We start from the raw sequence: 26,797 nt of genomic DNA on the forward strand, positions 1-26,797 counted from the left end.
AATATTAAATTTTATCCACAACTAATAATAGAAAAACCCTCTGTTTTTAAACAGGGGGTTTTTCAACAAACTGTAAAATAAAATCTTAGTACTATTTTAGTACTAAGGTTTTATTTTTATAAAATATAAATATTAATATAACCTATACTATTTTTTATATTTTTAGGCAATACTCTAAGATGATTATAAATTAACAAGGGGTAAGTAGAATGAGAAAGGTAATAAGAATATTTTTATTTGGTGTCATTTTTATGAATTTATTAACAGTTAAAGCTTTTACGGAAGAATTAAGCTATATAAATAATAGCTTAAGAGAACTATGTATTTCAGAGGAATACTCAGAAAAAATTCTTAACTATATAGATGAGTTAAAAATAACAGAATCAGATTTAAATAACATTATTTCCGATAGTGTAGCTGTATATAATGATTTCAGTGAAAAAAGTAAAGATGGAATAAGTATTTCAGAATTAGTGAATGCTTATAATGATATTAATGAAATTGCAGAAAATTTAAATTTAGATATAGGAATAAACATAATCAATAAAGAAATAGAGATTAAAAATAAATCTACAAATGAAATTATTTTTAAGGTTAATGAGAAGGATGCAAATGAATATTACGATAATTTCAAGGAACTATCTATGAATGAAGATGAGTATAATGATTTATTAAATTTTGCTAAGAAAAATATAATATCAGATGATAATAAATGTATTGAAAATGAAGAAAATATAGCTTCAAGTTATATACATAATGAAGACAGGGACGATATTTTAAAAGAAGCAGATGATTTGTTAAATGAAATTTTCAATAATAGTAATTTATTAATAGATAGTAAAGAAGAGGATGAAGATATAGCAACTTTCACAGAAAATGATATCAATGTTCTATTAAATAGGAAGATACAAGGTGGAGTTTTTATAATTCTTGTAGGATGTACACTTTTATCTATTATTTTAGGGTTTATATCAAAAATAAATTAAAAAATCTTTTTAGAAAAAAATATATAGCATCAAAATAACTTTATTAAATTAATTAAAAAAGTTATTTAATTATAAATTTATATGTTATATAATTGTAAGTGAGAGATATATTTATAATGGTGGGAGGAATTAATTATGGCAGTTTTAGTTTCAGGTGGAATGGGTTACATAGGTAGCCATACAACTGTTGAACTTTTAAATGCGGGGTTTGAAGTTGTTATTGCAGATGATTTAAGTAATAGTAAGGAGCTTGTTAAAGATAGAATAAAAAATATAACAGGTAAAGATGTTAAGTTCTATAATGTAGATTTAACAGATGTAGAAAAAACAGAAAAAATATTTGAAGAAAATAAAATAGATTCAGTTATTCATTTTGCAGCATTTAAAGCTGTTGGTGAATCAGTAGAAAAACCACTAGAATACTACTATAACAATATTACAAGTGCATTAGTTGTATTAAAGGCTATGAAGAAATATGGATGTAGAAATTTCGTATTTAGTTCATCTGCAACAGTTTATGGAGATGCAAAGGTTGTTCCAATAACAGAAGATTCTCCACTTTCAACAACTAATCCATATGGAAGCACTAAACTTATGATTGAAGATATGTTAAGGGATATTGCAAAAGCAGAACCTCAATTTAATATAGCAATTCTTAGATACTTTAATCCAGTTGGAGCACATAAGAGTGGAACAATTGGAGAAGATCCAAATGGAATTCCAAATAACTTAATGCCTTATATAACAAAGGTTGCTATTGGAGAGTTAAAACAATTAAGAGTATTTGGAAATGACTATCCAACACATGATGGAACAGGAGTAAGAGATTATATTCATGTTGTTGATTTAGCAAATGGACATGTTAAAGCATTAGAAAAATTAAACACTAACCCAGGGTTAGTTACTTACAACTTAGGAACTGGTAATGGATACTCTGTATTAGATGTTGTTAAAGCATTTAGTGAAGCATCAGGAAGAGAAATTCCTTATGAAATAGTAGATAGAAGACCAGGTGATATAGCAACTTGCTATGCTGATCCTAAAAAAGCAAATGAAGAATTAGGATGGGTTGCAGAAAGAGGCATCAAAGAGATGTGTGAAGATGCATGGAGATGGCAAAGTAACAATCCAAAGGGATATAATTAATAGAAATATATATATAAAGTGATAAGTTATAAGTATGTACTGCTTATAACTTATCACTTTTTTGCTTGTAAATATATCAATTTAAAAGTAATATTTGAGAAATTTCAATAAGAGTGTATAATATATTAATAGATAATTAGAAAATATATGATAAATTTGAGACTTATTAATTGACATATTATTAAAGTTAATAACATTTAATAAGAAAAGATTATAAATATTATTTTTATAAATATAGAAATAAATATATTTTATGCAAAACTACTTAGGAAAGAACAGAGGATATTGATTATGAAAAAAGTTATAACATATGGAACATTTGATTTATTGCATTATGGACATATTAGTTTATTAAAAAGAGCTAAAGAATTGGGGGATTATTTAGTTGTAGCATTATCAACTGACGAATTTAATGCAATAAAGGGGAAAAAAGCTCATTTTTCATATAATGAAAGAAAAATGATATTAGAAGCTATAAAGTATGTAGATGAAATAATTCCAGAAAATAATTGGGAACAAAAAGTTGAAGATGTTAGAGAAAATAATATAGATGTATTTGTTATTGGGGATGATTGGAAGGGTAAGTTTGACTTTTTAAATGAATATTGTCAAGTGGTTTATCTGCCAAGAACAGAGGGAATATCTACAACTCAAATTAAAGAGGAATTATCAACTAAATAGTAGTTAAGTGATATGTAAGTACTATTACATTAAGGAGACTATAAAGTATTATGGATAGTAAAAAGAGGATTGCTCACGTATTAACTAAAATGGATGTTGGTGGCGCAGAAACATTTATAATGAATGTATATAGAAATATTGATAGAAGTAAATATAATTTTGATTTTATAGTTTACAGTGATGAAGAGGGAGAATTTGATAAAGAAATAAAATCATTAGGGGGAAGAATATTTCGTATAACATCTCCAGGTAAAAATATAATAAAATATTTAAAAGACTTTTATAGTATATGCAAAAAAGAAAAGTTTGATGTAATACATAGTCATGCCCATCACTTCTCAGGAATTAACTCTGTTATAGCAAAGCTTGCAGGAATTAAGGTTATAATTTCACATAGTCATACAACTGTAAGTGATAATACAGGAAGTATGCCAGTTAAAGTATATAGAAAAATTATGACTAAATTAATAAAAATATTTTCAACTAATTTGTTGGCTTGTAGTGATGAAGCAGCAGAGGCTTTATTCAAGGATATTAAAAACCCTAAAGTTAGTATAGTTAATAATGGAATAGAAATTAATAGATTTATTAAAAATAGTTACTCTAAAGAAGAGTGTAGAGAAAAATTAGGCTTACCTAGAGATTCATACATAATAGGAAATGTAGGAAGATTTAGAAGTGAGAAAAATCATAATTTTATGATTTATTTATTTAAATATATTAATGAGCGTAATTCAAACACATCTTTAGTTTTGGTAGGAAATGGGGAACTATTGGAAGTGATGAAGGAAAAAGTTGGAAAATTAGGCTTAAGCAATAATGTTATTTTTTTAGGAATGCGTCAGGATATAGATATAGTGTTGAAGGCTTTTGATGTATTTGTATTTCCATCATTATATGAAGGACTAGGTATAGCTGTAATAGAAGCTGAAGCAAGTGGACTTAAATGTGTTGTTTCCGATAATGTACCTAAAGCAGTTGATTTAACAGGAAATGTTAGATTTTTAAGTTTAAATGATGATATGAATAAATGGTATGATGAATTAATTAATAATAAAGATTTAAAGGATATAAAGAATAGTTTGAGTTCTTATGATATAGATGTTGTAGTAGATGAGTTATGTAACATATATTCTTCTAAGTAAGGCTAAAGGAGATAGAAAATGAATAATTTAATTGAATTTTTTAAAAAAATATACTCTAGATTAATACCTGTAAAAAATAATAGAGTTATATTTTGGGATGGAACTCCAAACTCAGGTTCAAACATAAAGATACTTTATGAATCTTTTAAAGAAGCACATGAGGAATATGATAGTATATATTTTACTAGACAACAATATATAAGTAATCTATTTAAGTATATAACATTAGTATCTACGGCTAAGGTTATTGTTACTAGCCATGGGTGTTCAAATCTTAAAAAATCCCAAACATACATAGAAACATGGCATGGAGTGCCTTTGAAAAAGTTGGGCTTGCTATCTACAGGTAAATCACCAGCTGAGGCTGATATATATATTTCATCATCAGAAATGTATACAACATTATTGAATGCATGTATAGGATCTAATAAAAAGTATGAAATAACAGGATTTCCTAGAAATGATTACTTCTTTAAGAGTAATAAAAAGGTGGAAGAAATATTTAGTTATTTAAATATTAAAAATGGTAATAAGAAGTTAGTTTTTATGCCAACTTATAGAACGGCATTAGGAAGAGTTGAAAGTTCGATTGATAGAAAATTAAATGTTTTAGGCATAGATAATGTTGATATAGAAGAAGTAAATGAATTTTTACAAGAAAATAATATTAATATAATAATAAAATTACACCCTGCTGAAGAAAGTCTATATATAGATAGTATAAAAAATTTAAGTAATATAAATCTTATAACTAAATCTTATTTAGATGAGAATAATATTGATATATATGAGATATTAAGATATTCAGATGGATTAATCACTGATTATTCTAGTGTGTATTTTGATTATTTATTATTAGATAAACCAATAATATTTTTTAATAATGATATAAGTGAATATGAAGAAAATAGAGGATTTTTATTGGAGCCTGTAGACTATTGGATGCCAGGAGAAAAAGTTAAATCATATGATGAATTTAAAAAAGGCATAGAAGATATAGCAAAAAATAATGATAAGTATGTAGAGGCTAGAAGAGATATTAGAAATATAGTTCATAGGCATAAAGATGGTAACTCTTGTAATAGAGTGAATGAAAAAATATTAGAAGCTTTAAAGGAAAGGTAGTAGTTATGAGAAAAAATAAAATCATAGGAAATTATATTTATAATATGATGTATCAACTTATAAATATTATAGTACCTTTTATAACTATACCGTATATTGCTAGAGTTTTAGGACCAAATGGAACAGGAATATATGATTATACTTATTCTTATGCATTCGTATTTACTATAATATGTTTATTTGGTATGACTAATTATGGAAGTAAGAGAATAGCTTATGTGAGAGACTCTAAAGAAAAAATGTCTAATGAGTTTTGGAGCATATGGTTAATACAATTAAGTGTATCTATTATTTGTTTAATATCATATATATTTTTATTTGTTGTTGGAAATACATCAGATTTAAGAATTATGTTTATTATGCAGTTTCCGTTATTGTTAGCATCACTTTTAGATATATCATGGCTATATGTTGGAATGGAGGACTTTGGAAAGACTATAACTAGAAATATATTAGTAAAAATTATTGGATTAATACTAATATTTATATTAGTAAAAGGTCCTAATGATGTATGGCTATACATATTAATAAATTCAGGAAGTGCGTTTATAGGTAATTTAAGCTTTTGGATTTTCTTAAAAAAGTATGTTAATAAGATTAACTTTAAAGCTATAAATGTAAAATGTCATATAAGAGAGTCGTTTTTATTATTTATACCACAAATAGCAACTCAAATTTACACTACATTAGATAGAGCTGTTATAGGAGGTTTGTCTAATACACTACAAGTTGGATATTATAGCAATTCTCAAAAAATAGCAAGGTTATCCTTGGTAGTTGTAACATCATTAAGCTTTGTTATGATGCCAAGAATAGCTAATATGTATGCTAATGATGACAAAGGAAAAGTAAATGATTATTTAAGTAAATCATTAAAGTTTTCTTTAATTTTATCTATATTTATAACAACATCTTTAATTGTAATATCTAAAGATTTTGTACCAGTATTCTTTGGTGATAATTTCAAAGTAATTATTCCATATATGATAATAAGTAGTGTAATAGTGATATTTATATCTGTAGGTGGAGTATTCGCTACACAATTTTCACTCCCAACAGGAAGGACTAAAGAATATACAATACCATTAGTTTTAGCTGCGGTAATAAATCCAATAATAAACATAATATTAGTACCGTCACTTGGAGCCTTAGGTGGAGTGTTTGCTATAGTTATTACAGAGTTTGTAGTAATGTTTATTAGAATATTTGTAGTAAGAAAAGAACTAGATTTAAGATTTATGTTTAAAGGAACATTTAAATACTTATTTGCAGGAATAATAGGATTAATAGTTAGTTTATTTATAAGTAAAGTTTTAAATCCATCATATATGTCGGTATTTATTGAAGGCACGATAAATGCAATAGTTTATTTTGCAATAATTTTAATTATTGATAAGGAATTACGGTTATTATTATTAAGTTTAATAAGAAAAAAGATGCGTTAGTACATTGGAGGAAAATTAGTATGTATGTTAAGTGCAGTCTATCAGAAGGCAAGAGGTTAATGATAGAAATATTAAAGTATATAGAAGAAATATGCGAAAAAAATAATTTGCAATACTTTGTAGTTGCAGGTACTTTATTAGGGGCTGTTAGGCACAAAGGATTTATTCCTTGGGATGATGATATAGATATAATAATGACAAAAAAAGATCATCTTAAACTTATAGAAGCTATTAAAAATGATAATAACAATAGATTTGGTATATTAGATAAAAGTATAGACCCTAATTACCCATTAGAGTTATCAAAGGTAATTATGAAAGATACCTTATGTGAATTAAATGATGAGTTAAAGAGCGTGCAAGCTAAATCAGAAGTTTTTGTTGATGTATTTACTTTAGAATTCTTTAATGAAGAAACTTCTAGAAAACATAGAAAGTATGTTAGATTATTTGAAAATGCAAGAAAAAAGGTTGTAATAAATAACCTAAAGCCGAGCTTATTTAGAACAGGATTACAAGTATTTAGAGTTGCATCAAAGATAGTTGTACCTATAAATGTAATTGATAGATTTAAAAAGAGATATTCAGTTGAAAATGGAGCATATGCTGGTTTTGATGTTTCACAATCAAGTGATTTTATTTGTAGAGTAGAAGATATATATACATTAAAACAAATTCCCTTTGAAGATGTAAAAGTATGGGCTCCTAATAATCCAGACGCAATATTAAAATATCAATACGGACCTAATTACATGGAATTACCACCAGAAGATAAAAGACATACTCATTCGCAATCAATATCTGTAGATAAAAAAATAGCAGATATCTACAATATTAAAGGAAAGTAGTGAGAAGATGGAGAAGTTATTATTACTTAATGATTCAGGAAACTTCGGTGGAGTACAAAGTGTTTTTAGAAATATATTAAATTATGGTGCGTTTAATGGATTTAATATAGATATTCTATTTGCCACTAATGGGCCTATTTATGACGAAATACAGGGAAAAGGATATAATATAAATTATATTGTTGATTTTAAAAAATTCAAAAGCCTAGAAATTATTGTTTTATTATTTAAAATCATAAAAACCACAGATAGAATGTTAAAAAATAAGAAGTATGACAAGGTGTATGCTAATGGATTTTTAAGCTGTGTTGCATGTGGAATACTATCAAAGAAATATAAAAATATTAAATTTGTATGGCATGAGCATAATAGGCCACCTTCTGAAATTAGAAAAAAGTTTCTTAAGGGTATATTAAAAAATATAAAAAAGGTAATTGTTGTTTCTAACGGAATTAGAGATAATTATTGTATAAAAGATAATGAAAAAGTTGTTGTTGTTTATAATGGGATAGAAAGTGACGATATATCATACTTAGAGAATAAAAGTCCTAATAAAATAAAATTAGCAGTAGTATCTAGAATGGATAGAGGAAAAGGTCATTTAGAAACTATAGAAGCTTTTAATAATGCCAGTAGAAATGATATGGAGTTATACATAATAGGTGGTGCAACTAATAAAGAAGCTTTAATCGTAGAAGAAGAAATAAAAAGAAAATGTGAAGAAAATAAGAATATAAAGCTTATAGGTTTCACAAAAGAGGTAGATAAGTACTATAAAGAAATGGACATTATTATACAGGCATCAACCAAGTGGGATTCACTTCCTACTGTTTTAATTGAAGCTATGAATTATAATTGTGCTCTTATTGGTAGCGATGTTGGAGGAATTCCTGAGATTATAAATAATGATAATGGATATATAGTGAAAAAGGATAGATTAGTTGAAGATTTGACAGCATTATTAAAAGGGTTAAAGAAAGACGATGAAATTATAAGCAAACAAGTTAAAGCAAAAAGTATATTAAAAGAGAAGTTTATTATATCTAGACAAGTAAAAATAATAAATGATATTCTTAAATCCATATAAATGTTGCTAAAGAGGAGAAATGATGAATAATAATTTTGTGTCTGTAATAATGAGTACTTATAATGAACCACTTGATTGGATAAGAAAAGCTATTGAGTCTATTTTAAATCAAACTTATAAAAATATTGAATTTATAATAGTTTGTGATAATCCACAAAATAAGGGGCTAATAATTTTATTAGATGAATATAAGAAGAGAGATAATAGAATAAAGCTTATATACAATGAAATTAATATAGGCTTAACAGCATCATTAAATAAGGCTATAAAAGTTACTAGTGGAAAATATATAGCAAGAATGGATTCAGATGATATTGCAGATAGTCTAAGATTAGAAAAGCAATTAAAATATTTAGTTGAAAATGGTTTAGATTTAATTGGATCTGGTGTTACTTGTATAGGGGAAGATGAGAAGGTTATAACAACTTTAAATAAATTCCCTAAAGAAAATGAAAAGTTCAAAAAAAAGATTTTATATAATAACTGTATGCCACATCCAACGTGGTTTGGAAAAACAGAGGTATTTAAAAGTCTTGATGGATATCGTGATGTAAACTATGCAGAGGATTATGATTTTATTTTAAGAGCTGTATATAAGGGCTTTAAGTTAGGGAATATAAATGAAGTTTTAATACAGTATAGAATGAGAGAAAGTAGTATATCTAATAAAAATGGATTAAAACAATTTATCACATCTAAGCAGTTAGTAGAAGCTTATAAAAATAATTATATACTAGATTTTAAAAGGTTATCCAAAGAGATATATTATAAATTATGTGATTTATCTACTGAAGAAATAGATAAATACCTAGAATCAAGTAAATTATTTTCAAAAGGTGTAGAGAGCCTAAACCCAATTAGTTTAATTAAATCAGTAAGTATTAGTAAATATTATAGAAAAAAAGTAATTTGTTATGTAAGAGGAATGTTTTAGAATATAGTTGATTAAAGAGGAGAGTAAAAATGAATAAAGAATTATTAGTGATTGTTCCAGCTTACAATGAAGAGAAGAACATAATTGCTGTAGTAAATGATTTAAAAAAGGAGTTGCCTTTTGCAGATGTATTAGTAATAAATGATAATTCAAGTGATAATACAGCTAAGGTGCTAAAAGAACATAATGTAGATTTTGTTACTACCCCTTTTAACTTAAGATATGCAGGAGTTGTTCAAACTGGATTTAAATATGCTGTATTAAAAGATTATAAGTATGCAGCACAGTTTGATGGAGACGGACAACATGTAGGTAAAGAGTTAGTAAAAATGTATGAAATTATCAAAGATAGTGATTTAGATATTGCTATTGGTTCAAGATTTGTTGAAGAAACAGAGTATAATCATGCGTTCTTTAGAAAAATAGGGACTATAGTTTTTCAAAAGATAATACAATTTGCAACTAAGCAAAAGATAACAGATCCTACATCAGGGCTTCAGATTTTATCTAAAAGAGTATATACGAGATATTCCAAAATGGCTCATTATCCTGATTATCCAGATGCTAATTTAATAATAGAAATGATATTAAATGGATATAAGATTAAAGAAATACCAGTGCAAATGAAGGAAAGAGTTTATGGGGAAAGCATGCATGCTGGCATATGGGGGCCTTTTATATATATGTTAAGAATGATGTATAGTATTGCATTAGTATTAATAAAGTATAAGGATTTACTTAAGGCTAGAAGGAGGAATAAATAGATGTTATCTGAAACGGTATTTTTTGCAATAGCTGGAATTATATTTTTATTAGCTGTAATTAACGTAGTAAAGAAGCAGAGATCTTTTGAAAGAGAAAGCTTTTATTGGGTTATATCTGCAATAGGAATGTTAGTATTAGCCATTAACCCTAAGATAATAATTATAATATCTAAAATAGTAAATATAAAATATCCACCGTCATTATTATTTTTAATTGCTATATTATTTATATTTTATTTATTATTTAAATTGACATGTCAAATTAGTAATCTTAGAGAGCAGAATAAAGAATTAGCACAAGAGTCTATAGTTTTAAAAAGAAGATTTAAAGAGTTAGAGGATGAAATAGAGAAATTAAAACTAATAAACAATGAATAATATAATTAATACGCTATATCATAATTAAGTTTTAGAATTCTTAGCAAATGTTTTAAGGGATAAAGCTTGCAATAAGTTTTGATATAGCTTTTTATTTATAATATTCAATGTTTAATTTAAAAATGGAGGGGACATCATGGAATTTATAAAAAAGCATTATAAAAAAGTATTGTTTTTGATTGGATATGCAATATTAGGATATTATATGCTTAAATATACATTTGACTACTTTGAAGAGTTACATTCCTTTAACAGTAAAGGTTTTACTTTATTTGTGTTATGTGGAATAGCTTTAATAGTATTAACAATGATAATATTAATTAAATTTAATAGGGGGAATATAGCTAAGCAGTTTGTTGTTATTGCTTTAATATGGGGAACAGCATTTGCTGTTATTAATCCGCCATTTTTAGTTCCAGATGAAATTGTACATATTAACAGATCCTATGACTTGGCAAAAGGTAGGATTTTTTATAAGGCACATGAAGATCATATGATGTTACCTTTTGGATTATATAAGTATGATCAAAATATATGGAATAGTGTTGATAGGGATGGTATTAGTAAATATTTAGATATCGCAAATACGCCATTAGAAAAAGATAGGTTAATAAAATATAATGCAAGCTCTACAGGAGCATATAATTTTATTGCATATGTACCACAATCAATAGGGACATTTATTGGGGATTTATTAAATCTTCCAACTTATTTTGTTTTAGTTTTAGGACGACTTACAAATTTAGCTGTTTGGATACTACTTGGATACTTGGCTTTAAAGTATATGCCTATAAGAAAGGATTTGTTATTTTTAATAATGTTTCTTCCGGTAGGAGTACAACAAGCAGCATCATATTCTCCAGATGCACTTCTTAATTCGGCTAGTTTTTTAGTCATAGCCTATATATTACATTTGAAATTTGAAAAAGAAGAGGTTGATTATAAGGACTTATTAAAGGTAATAGGATTAACGGTATTGATAGGTTCTATAAAGTTACCATATATATTAATTGCAGGAACATTAATTCTTATTCCAAATAAAAAAATTAAATTTGGAGTTTTCGGAAAGTTTATAGCATTGATTTTAATATTACTTGTTAATTTTGCAGTGATGTTTGGCTGGCAAACATTATCTAAGCCGAAGACTCAAAATCAACAAATAACAACTACGCAGTCCAATGATAGTAGTAAAGAATCTGATAAAGTAAATTGGGTGAATGAAATAGTTACACAGCCTAATTTATTCATAGAAAAAGTTTCAGAAACATTAGAAAATGCTGAAGAGTTTTATAGCAAATCATTTACTGCATTTTTAGGATGGTTTAAGGTTCAACCTACTAAAGAATTTTCAGTCTTGATGCTTAATGTATTATTGTTATTTGCAGTATTAGGAGATGAAAAGAAATATTTATTAGGGGTATTTGACAGAATATTATATCTGTTAATGACAGTTGGAATGTATTTACTACTATGTGCTGTAGCATTCCAATGGGCTAATAAGCCTTTAAGTGAAATAGTAATATTTGATGGAATACAAGGAAGGTACTTCTATCCATTTATTATAGGTATATACATGGTATTACAAAATAATATTTTAAAAATAAAGAATAGTGATATATGGATAAATACATATAGAAATTTATATGTATGTTGGACTTTGATGTTTTCATTGGCAATGATAATTAACTGTTACTTTATATATAATTATTAACAATAGTAATATATTGTATAAAAATTAAAATTATATTAAGAACAATGATATTTAAAAACTTTTGTGATATAATCTAAGACAGTATTGTGAAGTAGAGTAAAAATAAGGGGGTGTTAAGACAGCCCCTAAATTCGTTATTTAGAAAACAAGTCTCTATGTTAAAAGTTTTATATTCATATTGTATTGATTTTTATTTAAAGAACTTTCAATAAGTAATATAAATAATAAAATTTAATAGAAGTAAAAGGAGATTAGAATCACTATGAAAAAGCTAATTTCAGCAGTAATTGTTAATTGGAATGGAGAAAAGTATTTATATAAATGTATAAATTCTTTATTAGAACAAGATTATGATAATACTGAAATAATAATAATAGATAACGATTCGACAGATAGATCAGTAGAAATAATTAAGGAGCATTTTATAGATAAAGTTAAATTAATTCAAAATGCTAATATAGGATATGCAGGTGGAGCCAATACTGGAATAGAAAATTCAAATGGTGATTTTGTTATGATTGCAAATCCAGATGTAGTATTTGAGCGAGATTATTTATCTAAGTGTATAAAAAAGTTAGAAGAAGATAAAAAGAATGCAGCGGTAATAGGGAAATTATTAAAATATGATTTTGATAAAGATGAAATTATAAATGTAATAGATTCAGCTGGAATGGAGTTGAATCATAAGAGACAAGGAAGAGAAATAGGACAAAATGATGCTGATGTGGGACAATATGAAAAAAATAGAAGAGTGTTCGGGGTTTGTGGTGCAGCAGCAGTATTTAAAAGAGAATCATTAGAAGAAGTAAAAGTTAATAATGAATATTTTGATTCGGATTTTTTTGCGTATAAAGAGGATGTAGATATAAGCTGGAGATTAAATCTGTATGGATTTAAATGCTACTATATACATGATGCAGTGGCCTATCATGGTAGAGGTATGAATAGTAGTAAAGGTATAATAAATACTATAAAAGCAAGAAGAAAGCAATCGGAATTTTTAAAGGGAATCTCATTTAGAAATCATTATTTAATGTTAATTAAAAACGAAAGTAAGGGTTCGTACAAAAAAGATAAGCTTGGAATATATGTAGATTTTATCAAGTACATGACATTCTTTTTATTATTTGACTTTAAGTGCTTTAAGTATTTAAAACAGGTAAAAGAAATGAAACCTAAAGCTTTAGAGAAAAGAAAAGTTATAATGAAAAATACTAAGTTAAATGATGAAGAAATTTATAAATTATTTGACTTATAATTTGGGGGTGTACTATGAAAAATACAATGGCAGTAATAGTAACTTACAATGTGGGAATAGAATTCGTTGATAAGATAGAAGTTCTAAAAAATTATGTAGATAAAATTGTAGTTGTAGATAATGGTTCTAATAGCAATACTTTAAAAATTCTTAAGTCATTAAAAGATACAATAATATTAACTGAATTAAATGAAAATAAGGGAATTGCTTATGCCTTAAATAGAGGAATTGAACAAGGTGTAAGGGATGGATATGAATGGATTTTAACCTTGGATCATGATAGTATAGTAGAAAAAGATATGGTATCTAATATGCTAAAAACATATAGCGCTATAGATGACAAGGAAAAGGACAAAATCGTAATGATTACTCCAATACATATTGAAGAAAAAAAATATAATAAAGAGTTAGTAAGCAAGAATAATGCGTGGAAATATGTTTTAACTGAAATAACATCAGGGGCACTTACAAAAGCTAGTTATTATAAGAACAATATTTATGATGAAGATCTTTTTATAGACTTAGTAGATCATGATTATTGTTTAAATATAAATAAACAAGGATATAAAATAATACAAGTTGAATCAGCTATACTAATTCATAATTTAGGAGAGTCTGTACAAAGGAATATTTTAGGTATGAAAGTTACACCTACTAATCATAATGCCTTAAGAAGATATTATATGGCTAGAAATAGATTTTTTATTTGGAATAAATATAAAGATGATTTTCCAGAATGGATAGCTAAAGATAAAAAGAGATTTATATCAGAATTAGCTAAGGTTATATTATTTGAAAATAATAAAGTAGAAAAAATTAAAATGACAATTACAGGAATTAAAGATTATAAAAAAGGTATAAGAGGAGCTTTCAATAGATAATTATATAAATTTATAAGCAATTACTAATAATAATATTGTGATAGCAAAATAATAGTGTGATGGAGTGTAAAGGTATATGAATACTAAAGTATTAAATAAAATATACAATTTTCTAGTTGTATTAATTTTTGTAGAATTAGTTTTAGGTGGATTAGGAAATTTATTTGGATTTCCAGTGAGAAAAGTATTATTTGTATTAGGAATTTTAGCAACAGTTGTAATGATGTATATAAATAAAGTTAGAATTAGTAAAGCGTATATTATTCCAATTATTGTAGTAATAACATATGTAGGTTATGGAAGTATTGTAGGATTTATTAATGGAAACAACATCAGAGATATCTTTTCAGATGCAAACTCATTTTTAGGTATAATATACCTAATATTATTAGCTAATTACTTTAAAGGTAATTTTAAAAAGATTGATAAGGCTATGGCGCTAATAGTTAACTGTTCAACAATTGTGGCAATAATAACAATAGGATTATTTTTCTATAGTAGGACTTACCTTCCAGAGGATCAAGGTATAATATTAAAATATATGAGATTAAATGACATTTTCCAATATGGATTAATAACTGGACTTGTTGAGTCTAATAACTATGCTAGAATTTATTTGTTTAATGGGATATTTATGCAAATGGGTGCTATTATATTAATGGTTAAGTTAATGTCTAAAGAAGTTAAAAATAAATTATATGAATGTTTGAAATTATTAGTTTTATTAATAGGTATCTTTGTATCAAATACTAGAGGGTTCTGGCTTGGTACAGCAGTAGGAGTAGTATTCGTATTTGGATATTATTTATGGAAAAGAAAAGAAAGAGGATTGGTATTAAGAAGAATAGTAGCAGTTTTAGCCTTGCTGTATGTATTTACAGCTGTATTACCTTTAACTATAAAGACTGATTACATTCCACCACAGGGAGTGGCTAGTGGTACAGAGAGTGCTAAAGATAGAGCAGACTCTATGTTAGACTTCACAAATAATATATCAAATAGAATAAGAGTCATTCAATTAGATTTTCTAGCAAAGAGAATAGTAGAAAAACCAGTATTGGGTTGGGGATTTGGAGCTCATATAGAAGAGTATTCACAATATATGAGTGATAACAATCTACCACCAGTTAGTTCAACTAACTTTGAATTATATTATGTAGAATTATTATTTAAAACAGGAGCTATAGGAATTATATATTTATTTGGATATCTTTTTATCAAATTTATTCAGTTAATAATGCTACTAGTTAAGTATAAATTAGACGAAACTGATGAGAGAGTTATTATTGGGTGGACTTTAGCATTCTTAGCATTTCTAGCATCCAGTGTAACTAATCCATATTTAGCAAGTTTATCAGGATTCTTTGTTTTAGTTATGGAGTGCTATATTTTAGAATCTGCATTAAATAAATATGTTAGAAGAGAAATTGTATAGTATTTATAGTATATAAGGAGTAATTATGAAAGAAATAGCATGTATTATAGTTAGTTATAATCCTGATGAGGGGATAGAAAGATGCTTCAATTCATTAATAAACCAAGTAGATAAAATATATATAGTAGATAATGGATCTAGGAATGATAAATTAAATATTTTAAATGAATTAAAGCGTAATAATGAAAAGAATGTTGAGTTATTACTAAATGAAGAAAATCTAGGAATTGCAACTGCACTTAATATAGGGGCAAAAAAGGCAATAGAAGACGGGTATAAGTGGATATTGACTATGGACCAAGATAGCAAAGCTAAAGATAATATGATAGATAAAATGTTAGAAGTATACTATAGCTTTGATAGAGAAAAAAGAGAAAATATAATGAGTATTTTCCCAAATTTTGTAGATGAAAGAATTCAAAGTATAGAAGAAAATTCAAAAATTAATTCATATGAATATGTAGATGCAGAAATAACATCAGGAAATCTTTTAAGAAGTGATGTTTTTGAAAAAATAGGTTTTTTTGATGATAGCTTATTTATAGATTTGGTAGATACGGACTTCTGTATGAGATTAAATAAAAATAATATAAAAATGATAAAGGTTAGAGATGCAATTCTTTATCATAGCCTAGGTGAAAGCCAAAGTGTTAAAAGTCTGTTTGGAAAGTTTAATACATCTAATCATTCTGCTTTAAGAAGATATTATATGACAAGAAATAGATTTTATACGTGGGAAAAGTATAAAGATCTAAATAGTTTTACCCTTAACAGAGATAAATTATTATTTAAAAAGGAATTTGTTAAAATTATTCTAGGTGAAAAGGATAAGGTTAATAAAGTTAAAATGATATTTAAAGGATATAGGGACTATAAGAATGGAATTAGAGGGAAATTAAAATAGATAAAGAGGAGAAACACAATGCTTGGAATTGTAATTGCAAATTGGAATGGAGAAAAGCTAATAGATAAGTGTCTTACAAGCTTAAAAAATCAAGAGTTTAAAGAGTTTAAAATATATATTATAGATAATGATTCTAGAGACAATTCTAGAAATATAATTAATGGATATAAAAATGAACTCGATATAGATTTAATAGAAATGGATTATAATAGTGGATTTGCACCAGCCAATAATATTGGAATAAAAAAAGCTATAAATGATGGTTGTGAATATATATTAACACTAAACAATGATGTTGAAGTTCCGAAAGAAAGTTTAAAGAATGCTATAAGTTTAATAAAAACTAATAAAGGTTATGATGTGTTTCAGTTATTTATGATTAATTATTTCGAAAGAGAAAAGTGTGACGCAGCAGGTTTAACATTTGATAAAAAATTATTACCAGCTCAAGTTGGATATAGAGAAAATGTTAAAGAAGTTCTAAAAAGGGATATAAATATTGAAGGTGCATGTGCAGGAGCTGCGATTTATACAAAGAAAGCATTAGAAAAAGTAAAATTACAAAATGGAGATTATTTTGACAGTAAGTTTTTTGCTTATTATGAAGATGTAGATTTATCATTAAGATTAAAACGAGCTGGATTTAAATCTAAATTGTTAAAGGATAGCATAGTATATCACATGCATTCAGCCACAGGAAATAAAACAAGTGGATTTAAGGAATATTATCTAGCTAGGAATTTATTTATGTACACTAAAAGAAATCAACCTATAGAAAACTATAAAAAAGCTAAGAATACATACTATAGGATACTTATAAAGAATATGATTAAAAACTTTAATTCTGATGTTATGAAGTCAGTATTAAAAGGAATAAAAGATGGAAATAAAGAAGCTAAGAACATAGAGTATAAGCCTTATTAAATTATTTAATGTTTTTAGAAAATATGAGGTGAGTGAATGCTTAACTATTTGAGAAGAGTTAATTATATAAGAAAACAAAAAATACAAAAGGAATCGATGTCGGCTATATTATCTGCAGTTGATTTTAAGAAGGTAGAAAACATTGCTCCAAATAAAATAGAGACAATAATGTTTGTATTACCAGGAATGATGGCATATAGTGGTGGTCATACATCAGTATTAAGATTAGGAACATCATTAGTTAAAAAAGGCTATAATGTAAGATATGTATCTTTTGTTCCACAAGATTTAGAAGAGCAAAAGAAAAATGCTGAAATTAACTTAAAGGAATATAAAGGTGAAATAATTGATCATAGTAAAATATTTGATGTTAAAAATGATATAGTTATAGCTACTTCATGGGATTCAGTATATTATGCTAAAAAGGCTAGTGGATATAAAATGTATTTTGTGCAAGATTATGAGCCGTTTTTCCATATGTATGGAGAAATGTTCTTGTTAGCCCAAAAAACATATGAACTAGGATTACATATGGTCAGTTTAGGGCAATGGAATAAATATATGATTGAAAAAAATTGCGAAGTAGATAGTAGTATAGATTTTATAACATTCCCTTATGAAGCTAGTGAGTATTATGAAATACCTAGAAACTACCTAGAATATAAAAATAAAAAAGAATTTACTATAGCTGTTTATATTAAAGACACAGGCAAAAGAGCACCATACTTATTACAACATATGATAGTAAGTTTAAAAGAAAAGTTAAAAAGTGATGGTATAACATTAAATGTAAAATACTATGGAGAAAAGTTAGATTTTAAATGTGAAGGCGGAGAGAATTTAGGTAAGTTAAGTAAAAGTCAATTACTAGAGCTTTATCAAAATTCAGATTTTGGAATGGTCGCATCATTAACTAATATATCTTTAGTTCCATATGAAATGTTAGCAACAGGCCTGCCATTAATTGAATTAGAAGAGGGAACATTTAAATATTTCTTCCCAGAAGGTTGCTCTATATTAACAAGCTTTGATTTTAATGATTTATATGAAAAGATAAAGTATTATATTGAAAATCCAAATAAATTAAAAAATATGAGGGATAAATCAATAGCATATTTAGATACATTAAGTTGGGAAAAAACTGCTAATGAGTTTGAAAGTATATTAAATAAGATAATTAAAGAAGAGGCGTAATATGGGCGGAAGTGTAAAAAAGAACTATTTATATAATTTAATTTATCAAGTTACAGCAGTTATATTACCATTAATAACAATGCCTTATGTATCGAGGGTTTTAGATGCAGATGGAATAGGTATAAATAGTTATACTAATGCTAATATGCAATATTTCATTTTATTAGGAAGTTTAGGTATTAGTACTTATGCAACTAAACAAATAGCAACAGTAAGAGAAAAGGGCGATAAATTAAGAAGAAATTTTTGGGAGATTTTCTCGATACAATTTATTGGTTGCATGATGGCATATCTAATATTTATATGTGTATTAGGAACTAGAAAGGATTTAGGACTATATTACTTTCTTCAAGGATTCTTTATTTTAGGAACAGCGTTAGATGTATCATGGTATTTCCTTGGAATCGAAAATTTTAAAAATGCATCTATTAGAAACTTTTTAGTAAAAGTAATATCAGTTATATTAATATTTATATTTGTAAAAACAAAAAATGATTTAGGAAAATATATATTTATAAATAGCTTTACTATGTTTTTAGGCCAATTGATTATGTGGATTTATATTGGCAAGGATATATTGAAGTTTAAAGGGATAAAAAAGTTTAATTCTATAAGACATATAAGACCAGTGCTTGCACTTTTTATACCTCAAATGGCAACTCAAGTATATATGGTTTTAGATAAAACAATGACAGGTAAATTATCTAATACATTACAAGTTGGATATTATGATCAATCTCAAAAAATAATAAGAGTTTTACTTACAGTCTTAACTTCATTAGGTATGGTTATGTTACCTAGAATAGCTAACTTACATAGTAAAGATGCACATGATGAAATTAAGTTATATTTAAAAAAAGCATTCTCATTAATAAGTTTTTTAGCAATTCCTATGGCTTTTGGAATTATGGGAGTAAGTGAAAGGTTTATACCATTATTTTTTGGAAGGCAATATGAAAGTGTTGTGCCATTAACTATTATATCATCTATAATGGTAATAATTATTGGGCTTGGGAATGTATTTGGAACACAATACATGTTAGCAACAGGAAAGAATTCTCAATATACGGTATCAGTTTGTGTTGGGGCTGCAATAAATTTTATTTTAAATGTTATATTAATACCTAAGCTTTATGCTATGGGTGCAGTTATAGCTACTGTAACAGCAGAATTTTGTATTGCTCTTATACAATTATGGTATTCTAGAAATATAGTAGATAAGAGTTGGATAAAGGAAAACTATAAATATTGGGTTTCTGGTATTGTAATGTTAATACTAGTTAAAGTAATAGGAAATATTGAAGGCGCAAATGTATTTGTTTTAGCTATGCAGGTTATCATCGGAGGAATATCATATTTCAGTAGCTTATTAATTTTAAAGGATAAACTATTATTAAATTCTATAAAGGTAGTTTTGGATAAAGTTAAGGGGAGAATTAGCTAATATTAAGCTTAACTTAAAGATTTATTAAGAAAAATATAATTGTTTTCTTAAAATCATTAATGTATAATGTATTAGACAAAATAGTATTATAGAAATTGGAATTTAAAGATATGTAATTAAATACATAGAATAGGCAGTTGAGGTTTAAATATGATAAATAATATAAATCTATCTATTGTTATAGTAAATTATAAAAATTATACATTAACACAAAAATGTATAAAATCAGTATTAGAAACTGTAAAAAATATAAATTATGAAATTATAGTAATAGATAATAACTCACCAAATGATAGTTATGAGCAATTAAGCAGTGGTTTTAAGAAAGTTAGTAATATAAAAATTATTAAAAATGATAAAAACGTAGGGTTTGGCGGAGCTAATAACTTAGGGGTGGAGGCTTCAAAGGGAGAATATATTCTATTATTGAATCCAGATATAATCGTTTTAGATGATGCTATAGAAAAAATGTATAATAAGATTAATAGTGATAAGGAAATTGGATTAATATCAGGAAAATTATTAAATGATGATTATACTATCCAATATTCGTGTAGAAGAATATTACCTTTTAATAAATTTGTTGCATGCAGAACCCCATTGTCAAAAATAGTATCATCAGAGAAAAGAGAAAAAATAAACGATATTTATTTAATGAAGGATTTTGACCATAATTCTACAGCAGATGTTGAATGGGTTATGGGTGCATGTATGATGATGCACAAAGATGAATTTATAAAATTAGGGGGATTTAGTAAAGAGTATTTTATGTACTTTGAAGATGTTGATTTATGCTACAAGGTTAGAAAAGATAATAAAAGAGTAGTATATTTACATAATGCACAAATGATTCACTTACATAACCAAGAGAGCAAAAAAAGAATTAATAAAATGACATTTGTACATTTACAAAGTATGATAAAGTTTTATAAAAAGTACTATTTAAATAAATTTTAATTTAACTTAAACTAATTGCTTTAAGTAAATAAGTTAAATTTAGCAATTAAGTAGAAAAGGAAAGATATTATGATAAATACAATGAATAATGATATTACTCCAAAGGTGAAATTTTATCTATTTTCTAAAAGAGTTACTGATATTTTTCTGTCAGCTATAGGATTAATTTTATTAAGTCCGATATTATTAATTGTAGCTATTGCTATAAGAATTGATTCAAAGGGGCCTATAATTTTTAAACAAGATAGAGTTGGCAAAGATGGAAAGATTTTTAGTATGTATAAGTTTAGGTCAATGATAGTAAATGCAGAAGAGCTTAAAACAAAATTAGAAACTAAAAATGAAATGTCAGGACCAATGTTTAAGATGAAAAATGATCCGAGAATAACGAAGGTAGGAAGATTTATTAGAAAAACTAGTATTGATGAATTACCTCAATTAATTAATGTTATTAAGGGAGATATGAGTTTAGTAGGCCCTAGACCAAGCTTACCTAAGGAAGTTGAGCAATTTAGTCCTTGGATGTTAGAAAGGTTAAAGGTCAAGCCGGGAATAACTTGTTATTGGCAAGTTATGGGTAGGAACAATATAGCTTTTGAAGAATGGATGAAGCTAGATGTAAAGTATGTTCATGAAATGAATTATTGGTTAGACATTAAGCTTATATTTAAAACATTTTTTGTTTTATTTGGAGATGAAAGTGCTAGCTAAAATATAGAAATAAAGACTTTTATAGTTTATTACAGGAGGAAGATTTTATGAAGGGAATAATATTAGCTGGAGGTTCAGGTACAAGACTTTATCCAGTTACAAAGGCAATGTCAAAGCAAATGGTGCCAATTTATGATAAGCCAATGATATATTATCCAATGTCAGTATTAATGCTTGCAGGGATAAAGGATATATTAATAATATCTACACCGAGAGATATAGTTAATTTTAAAGAGTTATTTAAAGATGGCTCAGAATATGGGTTAAATATAGAGTATGCAATTCAAGAAGCACCAAATGGATTAGCAGAGGCATTTATTATAGGTGAAGAGTTTATAGGTAACGATAATGTTGCAATGATACTTGGAGATAATATATTCTATGGTCAAAACTTTAGTTCACATTTAAAAGAAGCTGCAGAGCTTGAAAAAGGAGCAATGGTATTTGGATATTATGTTCAAGATCCAAGAGCATTTGGAGTAGTTGGTTTTGATGAAAATGGAAAGGTAACATCTTTAGAAGAAAAACCTGAAAAGCCAAAATCAAAATATGCAGTTCCAGGACTTTATTTCTATGATAATTCAGTAATTGAAAAGGCTAAAGCTTTAAAACCTTCAGAAAGAGGAGAGCTTGAAATAACAGATTTAAATAGAGTATATATGGAAGAAGGTACTTTAAAAGTTGATTTACTTGGTAGAGGTATGGCATGGCTTGATACAGGAACTCACCAATCAATGCTTAAGGCATCTAACTTTGTTGAAGCAGTTCAAACAACTCAAGGAACATTCATAGCTTGTTTAGAAGAGATTGCATATAGACAAGGATGGATTTCTAAAGAACAGGTAAGAGAGTTAGCAGGACCTTTAATGAAGACTGAATATGGAAAATATTTAATTGATATTATTGAGGAGTAAGAGGTATGGTTGAAGTAGGAAATTTTAAGTTTATAGAAACTAAAATACCAGATTTATATATAATCGAACCTAAAGTATTTGGAGATGCTAGGGGGTATTTTATGGAAAGTTATAATAAAAAAGCTTTTGATGCTGCAGGTTTAACTATGACTTTCGTTCAAGATAATGAATCAAGATCTAAAAAAGGTGTTTTAAGAGGATTACATTTCCAAACTAAGCATACACAAGGTAAGCTTGTAAGATGTACTGAAGGTGAAGTTTGGGATGTTGCTGTTGATTTAAGAAAAGGCTCGCCTACATACGGACAATGGGAAGGTGTTTACTTAAGTGCAGAAAATAAAAGACAATTCTATGTACCAGAAGGTTTTGCTCATGGGTTCGTAGTTTTATCTGAAACTGCAACATTTAATTATAAATGTACAGATTTCTATTCACCAGAACATGACGGTGGACTTTTATGGAATGATGAAGATGTAAAAGTTGAATGGCCTTTAGATGGAATAGAGGAAGTATTATTATCAGAAAAAGATAAGAAGCAAAAGAAATTTAAGGAATTAGATTTACCATTTGTATACGAAGGGTAGGAAGTAAGAAGATGAAAATTTTAATTACAGGATCTAATGGACAATTAGGTAATGAACTTCAAAAAATAGTAGCTACAGGTAGAGCTGAAATTGGAAGTGTTTCAGAACAAATTAAAAATTCTGAGGTTTTTGCTTTAGATGTAGATAAATTAGATATAACTAAACTAGAACAAGTTAAAACTGTTTTAAAAGAAATAAATCCAGATGTAGTTATAAACTGTGCAGCAGCAACTAATGTTGATGGTTGTGAAGCAAATAAGGATTTAGCTTTAAAAATAAATGCAATAGGTGCGAAAAATTTAGCTATAGTTTCAGAAGAAATAGGAGCTAAATTAGTTCAAGTTTCAACAGATTATGTTTTTAGTGGGGTAGGTGAAATACCACTAAATGAATCTGATTTAGTTGCACCATATAGTGTATATGGAAAAACTAAGCTTTTAGGAGAAGAATATGTAAGAGAATTTTCATCAAAGTACTACATTGTAAGAACTGCTTGGCTTTACGGATATGTAGGTCATAACTTTGTTTATACAATGATGAGACTTGGAAAAGAAAAAGAATCTTTAAGTGTAGTAAATGATCAACTTGGAAATCCAACAAGTGCTAATGATTTAGCGTATCACATATTAAAACTTATTGAAACTGATGAATATGGAGTATATCACTGTACAGGAAAAGGTGAATGTAGTTGGTATGATTTTGCAGCAGAAATAATGAAGCTTGCAGGAAGAAATTGTACAGTAAATCCATGTACTTCAGAAGAATATAAAGCAATGTATCCTAATTCCGCTAAGAGACCTGAGTATTCATCACTTGATAATATGATGCTTAGATGTACTGTTGGAGATGAAATGAGAGATTGGAAAGATGCTCTTAAAACATTTATGGATAATGTAGAAAAATAGAAAGAAATTAAGGAGTTAAGAAATTAAGCTTAGCTTCTTTAGTTTAATTTTTATATATAAGGAGAATTTTATATGAAAACTTATTTAGTAACTGGTGGAGCTGGGTTTATAGGCTCAAACTTTGTATTATACATGTTAAAGAAATATGAGGATATAAGAATAATAAATTTAGATAAGCTAACTTATGCAGGAAATTTAGAAAACTTAAAATCAATACAAGATGATCCAAGACATATATTTGTTCATGGAGATATTTGTGATAATGAATTAGTTAATTCTTTATTCGAAAAATATGAAATAGATTATGTTGCTCACTTTGCAGCTGAATCTCATGTTGATAGAAGTATAAGAGAGCCAGAAGTGTTTGCTAAGACAAACGTTATGGGAACAGTTAACCTTTTAAACTGTGCAAAAGCAGCTTGGGAAAATGAAGATGGAACTTGGAAAGAAGGAGTTAAATTCCTACACGTTTCAACAGATGAAGTTTATGGTTCATTAGGAGAAACAGGATACTTCATGGAAACTACTCCACTTGATCCTCATAGTCCATATTCATCAAGTAAGGCTGGTTCAGACCTAATGGTTAAGGCTTACCACGATACTTATAAGATGCCAATGAATATAACAAGATGCTCAAATAACTATGGACCATTCCAATTCCCAGAAAAGTTAATACCACTACTAATTAATAATTGTTTAGATCACAAAGATTTACCAGTTTACGGTGATGGTATGAATATAAGAGATTGGTTATTTGTAGAAGATCACGCTAAAGCTATCGATATGGTTATAAACAACGGTAGAGATGGTGAAGTATATAATGTTGGTGGTCACAACGAAAGAACTAACATAACAATAGTTAAGACAGTAATAGCTTACTTAAATGAAAATGTTGATAAGGAAGTTACTGAAAATTTAATTAAGTATGTTGAAGACAGAAAAGGTCACGATAGAAGATACGGAATAGACCCAACTAAGATTAAAGAAGAGCTAGGATGGTATCCTGAAACTACATTTGAAGTTGGAATTAAGAAAACTATACAATGGTATTTAGATAATCAAGAATGGATGAAGAATGTTACTTCAGGTGAGTATTTAAATTACTACAATGAAATGTATAAATAGAATTAATTAAAGTAGAGCTCCATTAGGTAAATGTTGTTAAAGCAACTTATCTAATGGAGATTTTTTATTAAAATAAAAAAAAACTAGTATTTTGAAATAAATATTAGAAGAATATGTAAAATAATAAAAACGAATCTTATTTACACATAAAAGTGGATATGTTAGAATCATTATGTAAATGAATGGGGGTGAAAAAGTGAAAAAAGGTAAAAAGATGTTGGGGTTTGTAATGAGTTTAGTATTGTTATTAAATTTAATTACTATAAATGTTCAAGCCTCGACAGAAAGTAATGAAAATTTTAAAGCTACTGCAATCGGAAATGTAAATATTATTTCTACTACAAATATTACTGTTGGACAAGCCCAGGATTGGGCTAGAAGTAAAGGCGCTACTGAAGAATTTATTGGTTTAGCTCCTTTATATGAAAAATATAGCCAATCAAGAGGTGGAGTAAACTGGGCTGTGGCTTATGTACAAGCAGCAAAGGAAACTGGTTATGGAAGATTTGGTGGTGTATTAGATTCATCATATCATAATCCTTGTGGGTTAAAAAACTCAGCAGGAGGAGAAGATGATGATCCAAATGCACATAAGAAGTTTGATAACTGGGAACAAGGAGTCATAGCACATTTAGATCATTTAGCTTTATATGCAGGAGCAGATGGGTATCCTAAGACTGAGTATGTAACAAGTTGGACAAGTCAACCTCTTGCAGACAATCAAACATATGATCCTAGACATTTAGGGTGGTACAATACAGCAGTTTATGGTAAGTGTAAAACTGTAAATGAGTTAGGTGGTAATTGGGCTCCAAGCAGCACATATGGTGTTGAGTTATTTAGATTATATTGCGATTTAACTAAGTCAGATTATTTAGAAGCAAGAAGTAATTTAGAAACTCCTATTAATAATGCAACTATAAACGAAAATAGTATAAATATAGTTGGATGGGCATTGCATGCATTCGGTGTTAAAGAGGTTAATGTATCAATAGATAATGTAAGTATTGGTAAGATAACTGAATTTTCAACAAGAAATGATGTTTCAGCAGCTTATCCAGGGTATTTTAATGGAAATCAATCAGGTTTTAATAAGACTATGGATATAAGTTCTATTCAAGATGGAACTAGAACTTTACTAGTTGAAATAGTAGCTAATAATGGAAGTGTTCAAGAAATATCTAGAACAATAAAAATTGCTAGAGCTAACGATCCCGTTGTGGAAAGTTTGCCAACAGTAGGAAGAATAGATGAGCCAGCAGATGGAGCAGCTGTTACTTCAAAGACTATGACAGTAAGAGGATGGGCATT

The 26,797-nt window shown here is 27.2% G+C and carries 26 protein-coding genes; all 26 read left to right on the forward strand.

Going from position 1 to position 26,797, the window contains the following annotated elements; genetic code table 11:
- Positions 1 to 209 precede the first annotated feature (209 nt).
- Positions 210 to 986, forward strand: a complete 777-nt coding sequence (locus LPC13_RS13160) for a hypothetical protein (RefSeq protein ID WP_005210040.1) — start codon at positions 210 to 212, stop codon at positions 984 to 986.
- Positions 987 to 1,121: 135 nt separating this feature from the next.
- Positions 1,122 to 2,132 carry a UDP-glucose 4-epimerase GalE gene (gene galE / locus LPC13_RS13165; RefSeq protein ID WP_005210038.1) on the forward strand — a complete coding sequence of 337 codons (1,011 nt, stop codon included), beginning with the start codon at positions 1,122 to 1,124 and terminating at the stop codon, positions 2,130 to 2,132.
- A gap of 291 nt (positions 2,133 to 2,423) precedes the next feature.
- Positions 2,424 to 2,813, forward strand: coding sequence for a glycerol-3-phosphate cytidylyltransferase (gene tagD / locus LPC13_RS13170; RefSeq protein ID WP_234088858.1), 390 nt, complete (start codon positions 2,424 to 2,426; stop codon positions 2,811 to 2,813).
- 50 nt (positions 2,814 to 2,863) lie between these two features.
- Positions 2,864 to 3,958 carry a glycosyltransferase family 1 protein gene (locus tag LPC13_RS13175; RefSeq protein ID WP_234088859.1) on the forward strand — a complete coding sequence of 365 codons (1,095 nt, stop codon included), beginning with the start codon at positions 2,864 to 2,866 and terminating at the stop codon, positions 3,956 to 3,958.
- An 18-nt stretch (positions 3,959 to 3,976) separates the two neighbouring features.
- The gene (locus tag LPC13_RS13180) at positions 3,977 to 5,083 is read left to right on the forward strand and encodes a CDP-glycerol glycerophosphotransferase family protein (protein ID WP_005210026.1); all 1,107 of its coding nucleotides are present in this window, start codon (positions 3,977 to 3,979) and stop codon (positions 5,081 to 5,083) included.
- Between the two features lie 5 nt (positions 5,084 to 5,088).
- On the forward strand, positions 5,089 to 6,528 hold the full coding sequence (locus LPC13_RS13185) for an oligosaccharide flippase family protein (RefSeq protein WP_234088860.1): 1,440 nt from the start codon (positions 5,089 to 5,091) through the stop codon (positions 6,526 to 6,528).
- 20 nt (positions 6,529 to 6,548) lie between these two features.
- A complete protein-coding gene (locus LPC13_RS13190; RefSeq protein ID WP_234088861.1) occupies positions 6,549 to 7,376 on the forward strand; it encodes a LicD family protein in 828 nt (275 codons plus the stop codon).
- Between the two features lie 7 nt (positions 7,377 to 7,383).
- Positions 7,384 to 8,463, forward strand: a complete 1,080-nt coding sequence (locus LPC13_RS13195; RefSeq protein WP_005210018.1) for a glycosyltransferase family 4 protein — start codon at positions 7,384 to 7,386, stop codon at positions 8,461 to 8,463.
- 22 nt (positions 8,464 to 8,485) lie between these two features.
- Complete coding sequence (locus LPC13_RS13200) at positions 8,486 to 9,397, forward strand: glycosyltransferase (RefSeq protein WP_051040633.1); 912 nt, start codon at positions 8,486 to 8,488, stop codon at positions 9,395 to 9,397.
- Positions 9,398 to 9,426: 29 nt separating this feature from the next.
- Positions 9,427 to 10,161 (forward strand): glycosyltransferase family 2 protein, encoded by a 735-nt coding sequence (locus LPC13_RS13205; RefSeq protein ID WP_005210010.1) that lies wholly within the window; start codon positions 9,427 to 9,429, stop codon positions 10,159 to 10,161.
- Positions 10,162 to 10,539 carry a DUF2304 domain-containing protein gene (locus LPC13_RS13210; RefSeq protein WP_005210009.1) on the forward strand — a complete coding sequence of 126 codons (378 nt, stop codon included), beginning with the start codon at positions 10,162 to 10,164 and terminating at the stop codon, positions 10,537 to 10,539. It begins immediately after the preceding gene.
- Positions 10,540 to 10,675: 136 nt separating this feature from the next.
- Positions 10,676 to 12,250 carry a DUF2142 domain-containing protein gene (locus tag LPC13_RS13215; protein ID WP_005210008.1) on the forward strand — a complete coding sequence of 525 codons (1,575 nt, stop codon included), beginning with the start codon at positions 10,676 to 10,678 and terminating at the stop codon, positions 12,248 to 12,250.
- Positions 12,251 to 12,512: 262 nt separating this feature from the next.
- Positions 12,513 to 13,508, forward strand: coding sequence for a glycosyltransferase family 2 protein (locus LPC13_RS13220; protein WP_005210007.1), 996 nt, complete (start codon positions 12,513 to 12,515; stop codon positions 13,506 to 13,508).
- Positions 13,509 to 13,522: 14 nt separating this feature from the next.
- Entirely contained in the window at positions 13,523 to 14,389 is an 867-nt protein-coding gene (locus LPC13_RS13225) for a glycosyltransferase family 2 protein (RefSeq protein WP_005210006.1), read from the forward strand.
- Between the two features lie 76 nt (positions 14,390 to 14,465).
- Positions 14,466 to 15,824 carry an O-antigen ligase family protein gene (locus tag LPC13_RS13230; protein ID WP_234088862.1) on the forward strand — a complete coding sequence of 453 codons (1,359 nt, stop codon included), beginning with the start codon at positions 14,466 to 14,468 and terminating at the stop codon, positions 15,822 to 15,824.
- A 25-nt stretch (positions 15,825 to 15,849) separates the two neighbouring features.
- The gene (locus LPC13_RS13235) at positions 15,850 to 16,728 is read left to right on the forward strand and encodes a glycosyltransferase family 2 protein (RefSeq protein ID WP_234088863.1); all 879 of its coding nucleotides are present in this window, start codon (positions 15,850 to 15,852) and stop codon (positions 16,726 to 16,728) included.
- Between the two features lie 18 nt (positions 16,729 to 16,746).
- Positions 16,747 to 17,652: a glycosyltransferase family 2 protein gene (locus LPC13_RS13240; RefSeq protein WP_234088864.1), complete on the forward strand. Its 906-nt coding sequence runs from the start codon at positions 16,747 to 16,749 to the stop codon at positions 17,650 to 17,652.
- 36 nt (positions 17,653 to 17,688) lie between these two features.
- Complete coding sequence (locus LPC13_RS13245) at positions 17,689 to 18,846, forward strand: glycosyltransferase family protein (protein ID WP_005209994.1); 1,158 nt, start codon at positions 17,689 to 17,691, stop codon at positions 18,844 to 18,846.
- 1 nt (position 18,847) lies between these two features.
- Complete coding sequence (locus LPC13_RS13250; RefSeq protein ID WP_234088865.1) at positions 18,848 to 20,290, forward strand: flippase; 1,443 nt, start codon at positions 18,848 to 18,850, stop codon at positions 20,288 to 20,290.
- A gap of 150 nt (positions 20,291 to 20,440) precedes the next feature.
- Positions 20,441 to 21,247, forward strand: coding sequence for a glycosyltransferase family 2 protein (locus LPC13_RS13255; RefSeq protein WP_234088866.1), 807 nt, complete (start codon positions 20,441 to 20,443; stop codon positions 21,245 to 21,247).
- A gap of 69 nt (positions 21,248 to 21,316) precedes the next feature.
- Entirely contained in the window at positions 21,317 to 21,958 is a 642-nt protein-coding gene (locus LPC13_RS13260) for a sugar transferase (RefSeq protein ID WP_005209987.1), read from the forward strand.
- A 47-nt stretch (positions 21,959 to 22,005) separates the two neighbouring features.
- Positions 22,006 to 22,872, forward strand: a complete 867-nt coding sequence (gene rfbA, locus LPC13_RS13265) for a glucose-1-phosphate thymidylyltransferase RfbA (protein ID WP_005209986.1) — start codon at positions 22,006 to 22,008, stop codon at positions 22,870 to 22,872.
- A 5-nt stretch (positions 22,873 to 22,877) separates the two neighbouring features.
- Positions 22,878 to 23,456 carry a dTDP-4-dehydrorhamnose 3,5-epimerase gene (gene rfbC, locus LPC13_RS13270; protein ID WP_234088867.1) on the forward strand — a complete coding sequence of 193 codons (579 nt, stop codon included), beginning with the start codon at positions 22,878 to 22,880 and terminating at the stop codon, positions 23,454 to 23,456.
- 11 nt (positions 23,457 to 23,467) lie between these two features.
- The gene (gene rfbD, locus LPC13_RS13275) at positions 23,468 to 24,361 is read left to right on the forward strand and encodes a dTDP-4-dehydrorhamnose reductase (RefSeq protein ID WP_005209980.1); all 894 of its coding nucleotides are present in this window, start codon (positions 23,468 to 23,470) and stop codon (positions 24,359 to 24,361) included.
- A 72-nt stretch (positions 24,362 to 24,433) separates the two neighbouring features.
- Positions 24,434 to 25,486: a dTDP-glucose 4,6-dehydratase gene (gene rfbB, locus LPC13_RS13280; protein WP_005209978.1), complete on the forward strand. Its 1,053-nt coding sequence runs from the start codon at positions 24,434 to 24,436 to the stop codon at positions 25,484 to 25,486.
- A 214-nt stretch (positions 25,487 to 25,700) separates the two neighbouring features.
- The coding region (locus tag LPC13_RS13285; protein WP_267955996.1) for a glucosaminidase domain-containing protein at positions 25,701 to 26,797 on the forward strand (1,097 nt) is incomplete at its 3' end.

Source organism: Clostridium celatum, from assembly GCF_021412605.1.
GTDB classification, from domain to species: domain Bacteria; phylum Bacillota; class Clostridia; order Clostridiales; family Clostridiaceae; genus Clostridium; species Clostridium celatum.